The organism is Microbacterium sp. NPDC007973, assembly GCF_042958465.1.
GTDB classification, from domain to species: domain Bacteria; phylum Actinomycetota; class Actinomycetes; order Actinomycetales; family Microbacteriaceae; genus Microbacterium; species Microbacterium galbum.
Genome location: NZ_JBIBJJ010000001.1, coordinates 776,549 through 790,481, shown reverse-complemented (window position 1 = coordinate 790,481; position 13,933 = coordinate 776,549). Strand labels below are relative to the sequence as shown.

At 72.0% G+C, this 13,933-nt stretch carries 19 protein-coding genes and 1 tRNA gene; 10 read left to right on the top strand and 10 right to left on the bottom strand.

The genetic code is table 11. The features are described 5' to 3' along the window. Positions 1-45 precede the first annotated feature (45 nt). The 3 genes from ACFZA2_RS03885 to ACFZA2_RS03875 are packed head-to-tail and all read left to right on the top strand — an operon-like array spanning position 46 to position 2,329. Positions 46-498: a nitroreductase family deazaflavin-dependent oxidoreductase gene (locus ACFZA2_RS03885; RefSeq protein WP_391400864.1), complete on the top strand. Its 453-nt coding sequence runs from the start codon at positions 46-48 to the stop codon at positions 496-498. Further along, the gene (locus ACFZA2_RS03880) at positions 495-1,856 is read left to right on the top strand and encodes a glycosyltransferase (protein WP_391400861.1); all 1,362 of its coding nucleotides are present in this window, start codon (positions 495-497) and stop codon (positions 1,854-1,856) included. The genes ACFZA2_RS03885 and ACFZA2_RS03880 overlap by 4 nt, the downstream gene beginning before the upstream one ends. Next, entirely contained in the window at positions 1,820-2,329 is a 510-nt protein-coding gene (locus ACFZA2_RS03875) for a TetR-like C-terminal domain-containing protein (protein ID WP_391401514.1), read from the top strand. Before ACFZA2_RS03880 ends, ACFZA2_RS03875 begins: the two co-directional genes overlap by 37 nt. Here the strand turns inward: ACFZA2_RS03875 and ligD are convergent. Together ligD and ACFZA2_RS03865 are read right to left on the bottom strand one after the other, a co-directional pair. Then, positions 2,296-3,525 carry a non-homologous end-joining DNA ligase gene (gene ligD, locus ACFZA2_RS03870; protein WP_391400858.1) on the bottom strand — a complete coding sequence of 410 codons (1,230 nt, stop codon included), beginning with the start codon at positions 3,523-3,525 and terminating at the stop codon, positions 2,296-2,298. The two genes, ACFZA2_RS03875 and ligD, sit on opposite strands and share 34 nt — an antisense overlap. Positions 3,526-3,760: 235 nt before the next feature. After that, positions 3,761-4,633 (bottom strand): Bax inhibitor-1/YccA family protein, encoded by an 873-nt coding sequence (locus tag ACFZA2_RS03865; RefSeq protein ID WP_391400855.1) that lies wholly within the window; start codon positions 4,631-4,633, stop codon positions 3,761-3,763. Positions 4,634-4,776: 143 nt separating this feature from the next. Here ACFZA2_RS03865 and ACFZA2_RS03860 point away from each other — a divergent pair, with 143 nt between their 5' ends. Together ACFZA2_RS03860 and ACFZA2_RS03855 are read left to right on the top strand one after the other, a co-directional pair. After that, the gene (locus ACFZA2_RS03860) at positions 4,777-5,787 is read left to right on the top strand and encodes a glycerophosphodiester phosphodiesterase family protein (protein WP_391400852.1); all 1,011 of its coding nucleotides are present in this window, start codon (positions 4,777-4,779) and stop codon (positions 5,785-5,787) included. Between the two features lie 10 nt (positions 5,788-5,797). After that, positions 5,798-6,727, top strand: coding sequence for an NAD(P)/FAD-dependent oxidoreductase (locus ACFZA2_RS03855; RefSeq protein WP_391400849.1), 930 nt, complete (start codon positions 5,798-5,800; stop codon positions 6,725-6,727). Between the two features lie 113 nt (positions 6,728-6,840). Here ACFZA2_RS03855 and ACFZA2_RS03850 read toward each other — a convergent pair whose 3' ends face one another. From ACFZA2_RS03850 to ACFZA2_RS03840, 3 genes are read right to left on the bottom strand one after another with little or no spacing between them, the layout of a single operon-like run. Continuing rightward, complete coding sequence (locus ACFZA2_RS03850; protein ID WP_391401510.1) at positions 6,841-7,671, bottom strand: DUF72 domain-containing protein; 831 nt, start codon at positions 7,669-7,671, stop codon at positions 6,841-6,843. Next, positions 7,668-7,877, bottom strand: a complete 210-nt coding sequence (locus ACFZA2_RS03845) for a hypothetical protein (RefSeq protein WP_391400846.1) — start codon at positions 7,875-7,877, stop codon at positions 7,668-7,670. The genes ACFZA2_RS03850 and ACFZA2_RS03845 overlap by 4 nt, the downstream gene beginning before the upstream one ends. A 58-nt stretch (positions 7,878-7,935) precedes the next feature. Next, on the bottom strand, positions 7,936-8,931 hold the full coding sequence (locus ACFZA2_RS03840; protein WP_391400843.1) for a GTP-binding protein: 996 nt from the start codon (positions 8,929-8,931) through the stop codon (positions 7,936-7,938). Positions 8,932-9,010: 79 nt separating this feature from the next. Between ACFZA2_RS03840 and ykgO the strand changes: the two genes are divergently transcribed. The 3 genes from ykgO (at position 9,011) to ACFZA2_RS03825 (ending at position 9,851) form a co-directional block, all read left to right on the top strand. Then, on the top strand, positions 9,011-9,133 hold the full coding sequence (ykgO, locus tag ACFZA2_RS03835; RefSeq protein WP_056226526.1) for a type B 50S ribosomal protein L36: 123 nt from the start codon (positions 9,011-9,013) through the stop codon (positions 9,131-9,133). 116 nt (positions 9,134-9,249) lie between these two features. Continuing rightward, the gene (locus tag ACFZA2_RS03830; protein ID WP_391400840.1) at positions 9,250-9,558 is read left to right on the top strand and encodes an ArsR/SmtB family transcription factor; all 309 of its coding nucleotides are present in this window, start codon (positions 9,250-9,252) and stop codon (positions 9,556-9,558) included. After that, positions 9,555-9,851 (top strand): hypothetical protein, encoded by a 297-nt coding sequence (locus tag ACFZA2_RS03825; RefSeq protein WP_391400837.1) that lies wholly within the window; start codon positions 9,555-9,557, stop codon positions 9,849-9,851. The genes ACFZA2_RS03830 and ACFZA2_RS03825 overlap by 4 nt, the downstream gene beginning before the upstream one ends. 132 nt (positions 9,852-9,983) lie before the next feature. On the opposite strand, the gene ACFZA2_RS03820 is transcribed toward ACFZA2_RS03825, so the two are convergent. The 5 genes from ACFZA2_RS03820 to ACFZA2_RS03800 form a co-directional block, all read right to left on the bottom strand. Next, positions 9,984-10,208, bottom strand: coding sequence for an RNA-binding S4 domain-containing protein (locus tag ACFZA2_RS03820; RefSeq protein ID WP_391400834.1), 225 nt, complete (start codon positions 10,206-10,208; stop codon positions 9,984-9,986). Between the two features lie 90 nt (positions 10,209-10,298). Continuing rightward, a tRNA-Met gene (locus ACFZA2_RS03815) sits at positions 10,299-10,374 on the bottom strand. Positions 10,375-10,456: 82 nt separating this feature from the next. Then, positions 10,457-11,107 carry a GntR family transcriptional regulator gene (locus ACFZA2_RS03810; protein WP_363578062.1) on the bottom strand — a complete coding sequence of 217 codons (651 nt, stop codon included), beginning with the start codon at positions 11,105-11,107 and terminating at the stop codon, positions 10,457-10,459. Continuing rightward, the gene (locus ACFZA2_RS03805) at positions 11,088-11,993 is read right to left on the bottom strand and encodes a DMT family transporter (RefSeq protein ID WP_391400831.1); all 906 of its coding nucleotides are present in this window, start codon (positions 11,991-11,993) and stop codon (positions 11,088-11,090) included. The genes ACFZA2_RS03810 and ACFZA2_RS03805 overlap by 20 nt, the downstream gene beginning before the upstream one ends. Before the next feature lie 31 nt (positions 11,994-12,024). Continuing rightward, positions 12,025-12,462 (bottom strand): MarR family winged helix-turn-helix transcriptional regulator, encoded by a 438-nt coding sequence (locus tag ACFZA2_RS03800; RefSeq protein ID WP_391400828.1) that lies wholly within the window; start codon positions 12,460-12,462, stop codon positions 12,025-12,027. Positions 12,463-12,516: 54 nt separating this feature from the next. Here ACFZA2_RS03800 and ACFZA2_RS03795 point away from each other — a divergent pair, with 54 nt between their 5' ends. Together ACFZA2_RS03795 and ACFZA2_RS03790 are read left to right on the top strand one after the other, a co-directional pair. Further along, positions 12,517-12,885 carry a VOC family protein gene (locus ACFZA2_RS03795; RefSeq protein WP_391400825.1) on the top strand — a complete coding sequence of 123 codons (369 nt, stop codon included), beginning with the start codon at positions 12,517-12,519 and terminating at the stop codon, positions 12,883-12,885. A gap of 72 nt (positions 12,886-12,957) precedes the next feature. Next, the gene (locus tag ACFZA2_RS03790) at positions 12,958-13,896 is read left to right on the top strand and encodes a hypothetical protein (protein WP_391400822.1); all 939 of its coding nucleotides are present in this window, start codon (positions 12,958-12,960) and stop codon (positions 13,894-13,896) included. The last annotated feature ends 37 nt before the right edge of the window (positions 13,897-13,933 follow it).

The following is a 13,933-nucleotide window of genomic DNA, read 5'->3' as shown; positions in this document are numbered from 1 at the left end:
GATCGTCGCCAGGAACGGCGGGGGCGTATGCGGGAGGATGAGGGCATGAACGAGAGATTCGTGCGGCCCACGCGCGTCGACACCGTTTTCAACGCCCTGGTCGCGGGTGTCACACGCCTCGGGCTGCCGCTCGCGGGCAGCCGTGTGCTCGCGGTGCGCGGGCGCACGTCCGGCGAGTGGCGGACTACCCCGGTAAACCCCCTGCGAGTCGGGGGTGAGCGATATCTCGTTGCTCCACGCGGGGCGACGCAGTGGGTGAAGAACCTCCGCGCGGCCGGCGAGGGCGAGTTGCGAACGGGGCGCTCGATCGAGCAGTTCCGCGCCGAAGAGGTGCCGGATGCCGAGAAACCGCCCATTCTGCGCGCGTATCTCGTCGCCTGGGCCTGGGAGGTCGGACGCTTCTTCGAGGGCGTCGATAGAAATTCGCCAGACGAGCGCCTGGCCGAGATCGCTCCCGGCTTCCCTGTCTTCCGCCTCATCCCCGGAGCTGCCTCGTGACCGAGTTCCCCGACGCCTGGTACCTCATCCTGTCGAGCCGGCTCATCCCCGACCTCGACGGGGGGTACACGATCTCGACCCTCGCACGGGCGCGGCAGATGGCGGATGCCGGAGCGGCGCCTCTGCTGCTGACCGTCGACCCGGGAACCGCCGACGCCCACGCCGCGCACAGGCGGACCTTCGTCGAGCGAGGGGCCGTCTCGGCATCCGGGATCTTCCGCAACCTCTTCGACGAGGCGGTCGCGCCGGACGGCGGCGCGGCGGAGTGGCTGCGCGAGGCCACCCACGCGGGTGAGGCGGATCCCGCGCTCGAGTATCGTGACGTCGCCGGCGGCGCGGTCTCGCTCCCGAACGTCGTCGACCCCGACTGGCACCTGACGACGGCGCCGATCGTCATCCGGGATGCCACCGGCGGTTCCATCGGGGTGATCGACGGGTTCGGGGCGCTCTACCGCGCGTGGCTCACGCACCTCGGCAAGCAACTGCGGGCGCAGGACCCACGACCTCTCGTCGTCATCTGCGAGTCCCGGCAGCTCGGCGAGCTGATCGTGGGGTGGGGCGACGATGACGTCCGAATCGTGCACACCGTCCACACGATCCACCTCGAGGCGCCCTTCCGCGCTGACTCCGCGCTCAACCCGCTCTGGACGCGCTGGTTCGAGATCGCCCCGCGCTTCGACGCGGTGCTCTGGCCGACGGCGCACCAGCGCGACGACGTGCGCGAACGCTTCGGAACCGCGGCGAACGACCTCGTCGCGCCGCACGCCGTCCGCGCGCCCGGGACGGTCGTCCCCGTGGCGGGTCGCGACGCCGATCTGGTCGTCGTGCTCGGGCGCCTGGCTCCCGGCAAGCGCCTCTCCGCGGCCATTCGCGCGTTCGCCCGTGTCGTCGCCGAGGTCCCGACGGCACGCTTGGAGCTCTGGGGGGCCGGTGCCCAGCGGGACGAGCTGGAATCCCTGATCGCCGAGCTCGGGCTGGCCGGCGCCGTGTCGCTCCCGGGGCTCACGAACGACCCCGGTGCCGTGCTCGATCACGCGGCGGTGTACCTGTCGACCTCGGCGTTCGAGGGTCAGGGGCTCGCCCTCGCCGAAGCTCTCGCGCACGGGACCCCCGCGGTGGCCTACGACATCCGCTACGGCCCGCGCGACATGCTGGCCGAAGGCGGCGGCATCCTGGTTCCGGACGGGGATGAGGATGCGCTCGTCTCGGCTCTCGTCCGGGTGCTGACGGATGCCGAGGCGCGCGAGAGCCTGTCGGCGGAGGCCGTGGAGGCGGCGTCGGCCCTCAGCCCCGCGCGCGCGATGCGGACGCTCGCCGCAGCCTGCGGCGACGCGCTCTCGCGCCCGCGGCGCCGCTGAGCCCGGCGCTGGTCGCGGCGGCCGTCGGGGTCAAGGCTCCCTCGCTGTACAAACGCGTCCGCGACAGGGAGGCGCTCCTCGGACTGGTCGGCATCTCGACGGCGGACGAACTGACACGTCGGCTGACGGATGCCGGGGGCGACCTCGGCGAACTGCTGACCGTCTTCCGCCGCTTCGGGCAGGAGCGGCCCGAGGCGTTCCGTCTGCTGTTCGCGTCTTCGATCGATCCGGAGCGGCTCGCGGCGACCAGTGAACCCGTGCTCCGCGCGACGGCGGCGATCGTCGGGTCCGAGCGTGCCCTCGATGCGGCGCGGTTGCTGACCTCCTGGGCGCTCGGGTTCATCACGATGGAGCTGACGGGCGCCTTCCGTCTCGGTGGCGACCTGGACGAAGCGTTCGCCTACGGGATGCGTCACATCGTGGGTTCGTTGACATCGGATCAGGACGCGGTGCGGCTGGCCCAGGGGTCGTAGTCGGCGATCAGCTCCTCCTGCGTCGGGCGCTCGGCATCCGGGATGTGTTGGAGGTTCACGCGGACGCGGTACCAGAGCGAGCTCGAGCCGCGCATGCCGTCGACGAGGATGTCGGCGGGGTGGAGGGCGGCGGACGCTTCCGGATGTCGCGTCTTCCACGTGTCGAGGGCGTCGAGCGCCTCGGGCTTGGTCTTGGTGCGGGCGATCTCGATGAGCGGCATGGTCGAGGCGCGACGGCCGGAGCCGTCGGAGCCGCGCGGGGGCTTCTCGGCGGGGCCGAGCTCTCTGGCGAGGGCGAGGAGGGCGTCGAGGGAGCCGGCCGCGTCGTCGATCCCCGCGTGCGGGTCGCCGATCGCGCGGAATCGTTCGGGCACGGTGAGGACGGTGAACTCCTCGGGCCGGCGGTCCCGCACCTCGTCCCATGTGAGCGGGGTTGAGACGCGGGCGTCGGGGAGCGCGCGGATGGAGTACGCCGAGGCGACCGTGCGGTCCTTGGCGTTCTGGTTGAAGTCGACGAAGACGCTCTCGCCGCGCTCCTCCTTCCACCACCGGGCCGTGGCCAGCCCCGGCGCACGGTTCTCGACCTCGCGGGCGAGGGTCTCGGCGGCCAGGCGGACGTCGGCGTAGTCCCACTCGGGGCGGATGCGCACGAGGATGTGCAGGCCACGGGAGCCCGAGGTCTTCGGCCAGCCGACGAGCCCGTGGTCTTCCAGCACGTCTCGGGCGATGGAGGCCACGTCCACGATCTGCGCCCAGTCCACGCCCGGCATCGGGTCGAGGTCGACGCGCAGCTCGTCGGGGTGATCCAGGTCCTCTGCCCGCACGGGGTGCGGGTTGAGGTCGAGGCAGCCGAGGTTCACGACCCATGCCAGACCCGCGGCATCCCGGATCACCGTCTCTTCGGCGGAGGTGCCGGAGGCGTAGCGCAGGGTCGCGGTATCGATGAAGCCGGGGTGGTTTTCGGGTACGCGCTTCTGGAAGAACGGCTCCTGGCCGAGGCCCTTCGAGAAACGTTTGAGCACCATGGGGCGGCCGCCGGCGCCGCGCAGGGCGCCGTCCGCGACGGAGAGGTAGTAGCGCACGAGGTCGAGCTTGGTCAGGCCCGGCTCGGAGAACACGACGCGGTCGGGGCTGGTGACGCGCACCTCGTGGCCGTCGATGTCGAGGATCTCGGGGGGAGTCTTCGCGGGGCTCATGCCGGGAGGCTAGTGCCGCGGCATCCGGCGCCCGTACCCCTTGCGGCAGTGCGGGGGTGGTGTGCGGGTGTCGCGCGGCGGCCTGCGCGGCGCGGGCGTGAGTGTCCAGGACACGCCGCGTGTCGTTCCCGGTCGCGGCGTGTCTTGGACACTCGACGGGAGAGAGGGGCGTCAGCGCGGGAACGACGAAGGGCCGCCCCGAATGGGACGGCCCTTCGCGCGACGGATGGAGACGTCAGTTGTTGCCGCGAACGATCGCGATGAGACGCAGGATCTCGACGTACAGCCACACGACGGTGACCATGATGCCGAAGGCGCCGACCCAGCCGTAGACGCGGGCGGCGCCGTTGCGGACGCCGCGCTGGATCTGGTCGAAGTCGAGCACCAGCGAGTAGGCGGCCATGATGACCACGAAGACGCCGATGATGACGCCGAGCGGGATGCCGAAGATCTCGACGTTGCTGCGCAGGCCGAAGGCTCCTCCGGCGATCGGGACGTTGAACAGCATCAGGCCGAGGTTGACCAGGCTGAACACGAGGTAGCCGACCATCGCGATCATGAAGATCTTGGTGGCGCGGGCGGACGCGCGGATCTTGCCGCTCGCGAACAGGGCGAGCGTCACACCGACGACCGACAGGGTGCCCAGCGTCGCCTGGAGGACGATGCCGGGGAGGATGAACTCGAAGAACGCCGAGATGCCGCCGACGAACAGGCCTTCGAACGCCGCGTAGGCGACGAAGACGGGGACGGAGGGCTTCTTCTTGAAGGTCGCGACCATGGCCAGCACGAAACCGACGAGGCCACCGACGATCATCGGAGCGGCGCTCGGGTTCGGGTTGGCCGCGCTGACGCCGGCCATCGACCAGATCCAGCCGACGACGGCGGTGACGACCAGGATGCCGAAGAGGGCCAAGGTCTTCATGACGGTGTCTTCGACCGTCATGCGGCCGGTGTCGACGGCGCTCGCCGACGGTGCGGCGTACGCGCCTTCGATCGACGCGGCGGCGGCGGGGTCGACGGCCGGGGGCGGGCTGTAGCGCGTCTGAGCGCCACCGGCTCGAGGGTCCTGGAACGCCGGGTTGTTGAATGCCGGGTTGTTGAGGGCCACGGGAACTCACACTCCAAAAGATGGTGATCACAGCACCGTGCTGTCAGACAACACTAGCCGAGAGGGCCGCCGGAATCCTTGTGCTGACTGGGATTCTGCTTTGAGCGGACCCGCTGTTCACCCGCCCTCGCTACCGTGACGGGGTGCCTGTCGTCATCGGTCATCGCGGCGCCCCCGGATACCTCCCGGAGCACTCCCGATCCTCTTACCTGCGGGCGATCGCGGCGGGGGTGGATGCCGTCGAGCCCGACGTGGTCCCCTCGAAGGACGGCGTGCTCGTGGTGCGCCACGAGAACGAGATCTCCGCGACGACCGACGTCTCGACCCGGGCGGAGTTCGCCGCGCGGCGCACGTCGAAGGTGATCGACGGAGAGCGTCTGACGGGCTGGTTCACCGAGGACTTCACGTGGGCGGAGCTGCAGACGCTCCGCTGCCGCGAGCGCATCCCGGCTATCCGGCCCGCGAGCGCCGCGCACGACGACGTCGATCCCGTACTGCGCCTGCGCGACGTCCTCGATCTCGCGCGCGACGGCGGCGTCGGGGTCGTCCTCGAGGTCAAGCACGCCGCGGCCTTCTCCCGTCTCGGATTCGACATGGCCGAGCTCGTCGCGGCCGAGGTGCGCGAGAGCGGATGGGCGGATGCCGCGGACACGCTGGTGATCGAGTCGTTCGAGCCGCTCGTGCTCGCGCGGCTGCGGGAGCGCGGCATCCGGGTTCCGCTCGTGCAGCTGATCGAGGCGGACGGGGCTCCCTGGGATCTGCGCGAACGCGACGGCTCCGAGGCCGCGACCTACGCCTCGATGCTGACGGGGACGGGGTTGGACGCGCTCGCCGATGCGGTCGAGGGCATCAGCCCCGACAAGAGGCTCGTCCTCGCCCCCGACCGGTGGGGGCGTGCGAAGGGACCCGCCGCGTTCGTCGGCGCGGCGCACGACCGCGGCCTTCGCGTGTTCACCTGGACGTGCCGCCCCGAGAACGCCTTCCTCCTGCCGGGGTACCGCCGGGGTGGCGGCAGGGCCGCTCTCGGCGACTGGCGGCGGGAATGGGCCGTGCTGCGCGACGCCGACCTGGACGGCGTGTTCGTCGACCACCCCGACCTGGGCGTGGAGTTCTTCCGCGCGCAACCCCGCCCGTCCTCCGGCGCGTTCGCGTGAGGATGACGGCATGACGGTGGATGTGACGGTGGTCGGCGGCGGCATGTCGGGGCTCGCCTGCGCGCGGGCGGTTCAGGATGCCGGGCGGTCGGTGCGTGTGCTCGATCGCGGTCGCCGCGTGGGCGGGCGTCTGTCCAGCCGCACCATCGACGGGCGCGCGGTGGACCTCGGGGCGTCGTACTTCGTCGTCGGCGAGGCGGAGGGGTTCGCCCACGTCGTGGCCGACTGGGAGGAACGCGAGCTCGCGCGCCCCTGGACCGACACGTTCCAGGTGATCCAGCCCGACGGCTCGCACGCTCCGAAGCCCGGACCGATGCGGTGGGCGGCTCCCCTCGGACTGCGCTCCCTCGCGCTCGATCTGGCCCAGGGGCTGGACGTCGAGGCGGAACGCGTCGTCGAGCGCGTCGAGCCCTTCCGCGTCGACGGCGAGGACGCCGGCGAGGTGGTGCTGGCCATGCCCGCGCCGCAGGCCGCGCGGCTGACGGGGGAGGCCCCGGGCGGGGAGCAGGGGTGGGAGCCCGTGATCGCCGTGGTGCTGCGGTGGGACGAGCGGCGGTGGGATGCCGACCTGCACGGCGCTTTCGCGGCCGAGGACGCCGACGTGTCGTTCCTCGCCGACGACGGCGACCGGCGCGGGGACGGCGCCCCCGTGCTCGTGGTGCACACGACGGGCGAGCGCGCGCACCGCCACCTCGATGATCCGGACGCGGCGGTCGCGCCCGTCGTGGCCGCGACGAAGCGTCTGCTGCGGATCGACGACGACCCGGTCGCCACCCACGCGCACCGGTGGACGTTCGCTCGTCCGACCGAGACGACCGGGGAGCCGTTCTTCCGCTCGCCGGGCCTGTCGGCGTGCGGCGACGCCTGGGGCGAGAGCGCGGCGGTGCGCACCGCGTGGACCTCGGGCGATGCGCTCGGGCGGGCGCTCGCGGCATCCTGAGCCGTCGTCGGGACGCGGCGAGAAGCGCGGGAGCCGGGCGCCGTGAGGGCCAGGGACGCCTGCGCGGTGGACGGTCCCGAACCTCACCGCACTGTGCTCTTCGCCCGGACGCGTCAGCGCAGGCGGGCCGCGAGTTCCACGGCGTCGTACGGAGCCCGGCCCCGCGCGTCGTTGTCGAAGTACACGTAGACGTCGCGGGGGATGCCGTCCGGGGAACCGTCGAGGAGCCCACGGATCCGCGCTGCCCACGCGTCGAGCTCGTCGGCCGCGTACCCGCTGGCGTACAGCTCTCGTGAGCCGTGCAGGCGGATGTAGGCGTGGTGCGCGGTGACGGCGTCGAAAGCGGGCCACCGCCCCGCGGTGTCCGCCTGCACCAGCGCGACGTCGTGCGCGCGCAGGACATCGGCCGCGCGCGGATCGGCGAAGGACTGGGCGCGGGGCTCGAGCGCATGGCAAAGCGGCACGTCGGCGTCGATCTCGAGCCAGGCGCGCCCCTCGAGACGTTCGTCGTGCCGGCGCGCCAGGGCGAGGGCTTCCCCGGTCGTGCGGGGAAGCTGGGCAAGGAAGCCGTCCAGGTCGGCGCGGTCGAATTCGACGCGTTCGGGCAGCTGCCAGAGGAAGGGGCCGAGTGCGGGTCCGAGGGCCAGCACTCCCGACGCGAAGAAATTCGCGAGCGCCGTTCCCACACCGTGCAGCCGCAGCATGTGCGTCACGTAGCGAGATCCCTTGACCGCGAAGACGAAGTCGTCGGGGACGTCGCTGCGCCACCGCTGATAGCTCGACGGCCGCTGGAGCGAGTAGAACGATCCGTTCAGCTCGACGCTCGGGAGGCGCTCAGCCACGTACGCGAGCTCGCGCCGTTGCACGAGCCCGCGCGGGTAGAAGTCGCCGCGCCAGCGCGGGTAGCGCCACCCCGAGACGCCGACGTACGCGGTCCCGGTCAGGCGTGGCCCTCGGCGGCGGGGAAGCCGGGAGCATCGGCGGGATCGGCGTCACCGTCGACGGCGTCGCCGGTGCGGTCGTCGAGGTCGACGTGCTCCTCCGCCTCGGCGGCGTCTTCGCGGACCTCATCGGTGACGGCGTCGGTGGGCGCGGCGGAGTCGGCGTGGGCGTCGTCGGAGTGGCGGGAGGGAATGTCAGGAGTGCTCATGACTCCACCGTGCTCCTCGACGCCGTGCGGGCGAACCGGCTTGACACGTGCGTGTGGGTCAGTCGCCGGCATCCGGGATCGAGGGCTGCGTGGCGGGCCAGGCCGGAAGGGGATCGGCGAACGCCGCCCAGGCGGCCGGGCCGGCCGCGAGCTCGGCGTCGGTGAGGGCGGCCTCGTCGAGGATGTGCGCGAGGCGCGGCGCCGACAGGTCGAGACCGGTGAAGGCGATCTCCTGACCGAGGCCCATGCGGCCGTCGTCGGCGCCGAGGGGCTCGATCCACATCGCCGAGCCGACGTGCTCCCAGCGGGCCAGGATGCCGGGCCGCGAGGCGATGCGGCAGAAGCCCGCTGAGCGCACGAGACGACCGGCCGCGCCGTCGTCCAACCGGTCGAGGGCGGCGGACAGGCGCTCGGGGTGGAAGGGGCGCACCTGCTCGTAGACGAGCGTCGCGACGCGGTTGTCCCGCATGAACGGGTCGTGTTCGCCGTTGAGCGCCCGCACCCATCCCGCGCGCTCGAGCAGCTCGCCCTCGTGCCTCGCGGGGGAGCGCAGGTCGCTCACGGGATCACGCGACAGTCGCAGCACGGCGCGGGGATTGAGGTGCGAGGCGAGTGCCATCTGCACGGCGAGAGCGGGTGTGGGGACCTGCTCCCAGTTGATCCACACGATGCGGGTCGCGAGCTCGAGCGCGAGCGCGGCCTGGCGTGCGCGGGCGCCGACGTCGCCACGGGTGTCGCCGGGGCGGGCGGATGCCACCAGGGCGGCGTCGTCGAGCAGGTCGCCGATCATGTGGCGGGCGTCGACGGCGCAGACCGCTTCGACGTCCGCTCCTCCGCGAGCCACGAGCGCGTGGATCAGATCGACGTCGCTGCCGAGGTCGACGACCGCGTGGTCGTCCGAGGCGCGGGGGCGCGGGGTCGGGAGAGCGTGCGCGGCTCGCAGATCGGCGAATCGCAGAAGGTGAAGAGGGCGTTCGAGAGCGACGGCGGTCCTCTCGGCGTAGGACCGGCGTTCCGGGGCGCAGACGCCCATGATGGCGATCGTGCGGGGCATGGCATCCACCTCTCGGTTGTCTCAGGATCGTGAACACCTTAGCCTGTTATTGATAATGGTTATCAAAAAGGAGGATGCTATGAAGGTCCGCGCATCGATCAAGTCCTTGAAGAAGCAGCCCGGCGCGCAGGTCGTGCGTCGGCGCGGCAAGGTCTTCGTGATCAACAAGCTGAACCCGCGCTTCAAGGGGCGTCAGGGGTAGGGGCTCGCGCGATCCGTCCGCCCGACGAGGAGTGACGCCGCGATAACGCGAACGAGAACCGTTCCCGACATGACGAACACATTGCAATCTGTTTATGCGTCTGGTGAAGTGAGGGCGTGGACAAGATCGCGGGACTCGACGAGGCCGCGGAGCTGTTCAAGGTCCTCGGCAGCCCGTCGCGCCTCGCGCTCGTCTGGCTGCTGAACCACGAACCGCTCACGGTCGGCGCGCTGGCAGCGTCATCCGGACTCTCACAACCGCTCGTGTCGCAGCATCTGCGCACTCTGCGGCAGGCGGGCCTGGTGACCTCGGAGCGTGACGGGAAGGAAATCCGCTACGCCCTGGCCGACCAGCACGTCGCCCATGTCGTGCTCGACGCGATCGCCCACGTCACCGAACCGACCGACCAGGGGAGCGAACAATGAGCACCGCCGAAACCCACGCCGAGCACACCGTCGAGGAGCACGCCCACGGCGACGACTGCGGACACCAGAAGATCGAGCACGGCGATCACGTCGACTACGTGCACGGCACCCACCACCACGCCCTGCACGGCGACCACTACGACGAGCACGAATCCCAGGCCGAGCACTCGGTCGCCGACCACCGTCACGGCGACGACTGCGGCCACGAGAAGGTGGAGCACGACGACCACGCCGACTACGTGCACGACGGCCACCGTCACGCGCTGCACAGCGACCACTACGACGAGCACTGACCTGCTCCGGCGGCATCCCGTGTCACGAGCGCGGGATGCCGATCTTCGGGCCCGTCCTCCCCGCGAGGGGAGGGCGGGCCTCTGTCGTGTCCCGGCGGCCGCGAGAGCCGCGCGCTCCGCCGGCGGCGGGCCTCAGGCCTGGACGCGGAAGGAGCGACCCTCGAAGGCGATCACGTCGCCGGCCTGCAGCTGACGCCCGCGTCGCCGTTCGACCTCGCCGTTGACCTGGACGTAGCCGTCGATGATCGCCTCTTTGACGTCACCGCCCGAGTCCAGCACGCCCGCGAACTTCAGGAACGGGCCGAGGCGGATCATCTCGCTGCCGACCGAGACGTCCTGGGGTGCGGGGGAGGTCATTCCTCCAGCATGGCAGGTGACGGCGGAGTGCTCGGCGCGATCGCCGCACGGGCGGGGTCGCCGCCGCGGACACTGGGGCGGCCGGGGACGTGGACGCGACGGCGGGAGTCGAACCCGCCACGCCTTCGGTTATGAGCCGAGGCCCGGGACCGCCCGGATCGCCGCGATGTGCCCCCACGCTAATCCCGCCCCGCCGTCCCGACGAAGGTGCGTTGCGGTGCGTGACGGGAGGTGTCGCCGCGTGTCGCTCAACCCGCGCGCCGCCGCTCGATGATCGCCCGCGTCGAGTGCTCCAGGTGCGCACGGACGGCGTGTTCGGGGTCGCGCAGCGCCTCGGTCACGTAGGCGCGGTGCTCCTCGGTGAGGGCGCCGGACGCGTACGCGGGCCGCACGTGCGTCAGCAGCAGGTGCATCTCGGAGTCGAGGCGACGGTATTCCTCCGCGATCCGCGCGCTGCCGGCCGCTTCGACGAGCGCCAGATGCACGCGGGCGTGGGTAGCGAGCGTCGCCGCCCAGTCACCCGATGCCTCCGCCGCGGCCAGCTCGTCGAGCGCCGCGTCGACGTCGGGAGGACGGATGCCGCGGTCGCGGACGATCCGCAGCGCCTCGGTCTCGAGGGCGCACCGCAGCTGCTGCAGCGCGACGAGGGCGTCATCGTCGAGCGACGACACCCGCACGCCGCGGTACGGCTCGGCGGTGGCGAGTCGTTCGGCGGTGAGCCGCGCGAGCGCCGTCCGGGCGGTGTGGCGCGAGACGCCGAAGGTGTCGCTCAGCTCCTCCTCGCGCAGGGGTGCGCCGGGCGCGAGCTCCCCCGACAGGATGCCGGCGCGGACGGCGTCGGCGACGACATCGGCCGCGCGAGGACCCGGGGTGGGGGCGTCACGCGCGAGACGTGGCATCCGGAACCTCCTGACGCCGACGAACGGGAGCCGAGACCACGGCGAGACCCGCCGCGATGAGCGCGAGACCGAGGGCGCCCACCGGGGTGAGGTGCTCCTCCAGCACGAAGAGGCCGAGGAGGGTCGCGGCGAGCGGCTCGGCGAGGGTGAGTGTCGACACCGTCACCGCGGTGAGGCGCGCGAGCCCCCATCCGAAGAGCAGGTACGCGACCGTGGTCGTGACAACGCCCAGCCAGAGCGCGAGCGCGAGACCGTTCGGGGTGAGCAGCCACTCCGTGCCCGCGAGCAAGAGGACGGGGACGCTCGCGACCGCGGCCACGCCGAAGACCGTACCCATCACGCGCGTGGAGTCCCACCCCCTCTCGATCAGGGCCTTGCCGCACACCGTGTAGAGCGCGTACGACATCCCCGCGCCGACCGACCCGAGCAGTCCTCCGGGGGCCAGCGCCACGGTGCCGCCGGTCACCCCCGACACCAGCACCACCCCGGCGAGGGCGACGGTGGTGGCGAGCATCCACCGCGCAGAGGGGGTGCGGCGCAGGCGCACGGCATCCACGATGCCGGTCGCGATGGGGGCCGACCCGAGCGCGACGACCGTGCCGATGGCGACGCCGTTCTCGCGCGTGCCGAGGAAGAACAGCGGCTGGTAGGCGAGAACGCCGATCGCACCGACCGCGATGAGCGCGGCGGTCGACGCCCGCGTCGCTGTCGCGGGGCGGGGCGCGGACCTGCGGGCGAGGGCGAGCACGCCCAGGATGCCGCCGCCGACCACGATGCGTGCCGCGCCGACGGCGATCGGCGAGGCGTCGACCCCGGCCAGGGCCTGCGCGGTGCCGGTCGTGGAGAAGCACAGCGCTGCAGCGAGGATCGCGAGAGCGGGAAGCATGGGTGGATTGTTACACAATCCGCCCGTGACATCAGGTCCGGAGGGCCGCCACCATGGAGCGCAGCGCGCGCAGGGCGGCCTGCTGCTCGGCATCCGTCATCCCGTGGAGCATGCGCCGCTCGACATCTCGCACGGCCGCGCTCGCCGCGGCGAGCGTCTCGTGGCCCTTCGCTGTGAGGCGTGCGGGCAGGACCTTGCCGGAGGTCGGGGTCGCGGGTCGCTCGACGATGCCGTCGCCTTCGAGGGTGTGGAGGAGCACGTTCATCGACTGCCGGGTCACGAATGCCCCGCGCGCGAGGTCGGAGTTCGACAGGCCCGGGCGCTGCGCGAGCAGCTCGAGGCAGGAGTAGTGAGTGATCGTCATGCCGAGCGGGCGGAGCACGTCTTCCATCGCCGCTCGCAGCGCGCTGGCCGCCTCTTTCAGCAGATAGCCGAGGGAGGTGTCGAGATCGATCCGCTCTTGCGTCATGTCAGTATTCTGACATATGCTTGGTGTCAGATAACTGACACACAAGGAGCTCTCATGCCTGTCGTCGGTCCCGATTTCGTCTCCCTGCAGGTGCGCGACCTCGCCGCCTCCCACGCGTTCTACGAGCGCTACCTGGGCCTCGAGCGAACGCCCGCCGGCCCGCCGCACGCGGTCGTCTTTTCCACCGCCCCCATCGCCTTCGCGCTCCGCGACCTGGCCCCGGGCACCGACCTCTCCGGCGTCGCGCAGCCCGGCGTGGGCGTCGCCCTGTGGCTGCTCGCGAGCGACGTGCAGGCGATCCACGACGCCCTCGCCGCGGACGGCCACCGCATCGTCATGGATCCGATCGACGGTCCCTTCGGTCGCACCTTCACATTCGCCGATCCCGACGGCTATCACGTCACCCTCCACGACCGCGGCTGAGCGGCCCGGGGAGGCGGTCGAGCCCCGACCGCCCCGAGCGGACGCCCAGCCTGCGACGGGTAACGTTGACGCATGGCGACGACGGCGGGGCGAGGCATCCTGGCCCTGGGCGTCTTCGGCATCCTTCTGGCCTTCGGTGCGGTGATCGCCGTGCTGGTGGATCCCTTCGCGCGGGTGCCCATGATGGTCGATCCCACGACCGAGTGGCTCGCGCGCGTGCTTCTCGCCCTGGGCGTCGCCTGGCTCGTGATCGGCATGCTCGCCGCCCGCACGAGTCTGGTCCGTCGGCCCGGCGCCGCGGCCGCGCGCGCGACCTGGATCGCCTCGACGCGACCCTGGCGGGCCCGCGAGTCGAGCCTGGGTCTGCTGCCGTTGGATCGCTGGCTGATGATTCTCGTACCCGGCGGGCTGCTCGTCACCACGCGCATCGTGCAGACCCCGCGTGACGGACTCCTCGGCGTCGCCGTCGCGATCCTGGGGTGGCTCCTGTTCGCCACCGCCGTGCGGCTCCTGCTCGGCCGCCGATCGCCGTGGCCCATCATCGCGGCGGTCGGGGGAGCCCTCGTGCTGCGCTGCGTCGTCGCGCTCCTGGCCGTCGCCCTGTCGGGCCCCGACGGCGTATGGCCGTCGCTGTGGGCGGTGCCGGTCGTGCGGATCCTCTACCTGATGGTGGCCTTCGCCCTCGTGGCGTGGGTCTTCGTCGCCGCGGGCTGGTCGCTCGCTCCGCAACTCGGTCGCCCTCGCGCCGCGGGCATCGCCCTCGCGGGCATGGGGATCGGCTACGCGCTCCCCGCCGCCACCGTCGCCGTCGCGGGAGCGGGCGACGCCCTGCGCTCGTGGAACGAGCAGATCGGCATCCTGCCGTGGGATCTCGCGCGCCTCACCGGTATGCGCGACGGCGCCTTCCCGGTGGAACTCGTGAGCGTCACGGCCGTGATCGGCGCGATCGCCACGATCGTCGGCATCCTGCTCGCCCTGCCGCGCCGCGTGTACGCACGCCGCACGCGCTGAGGCTCGGCGCCCTCGAGCGCCCGATTGCGGACGCCCC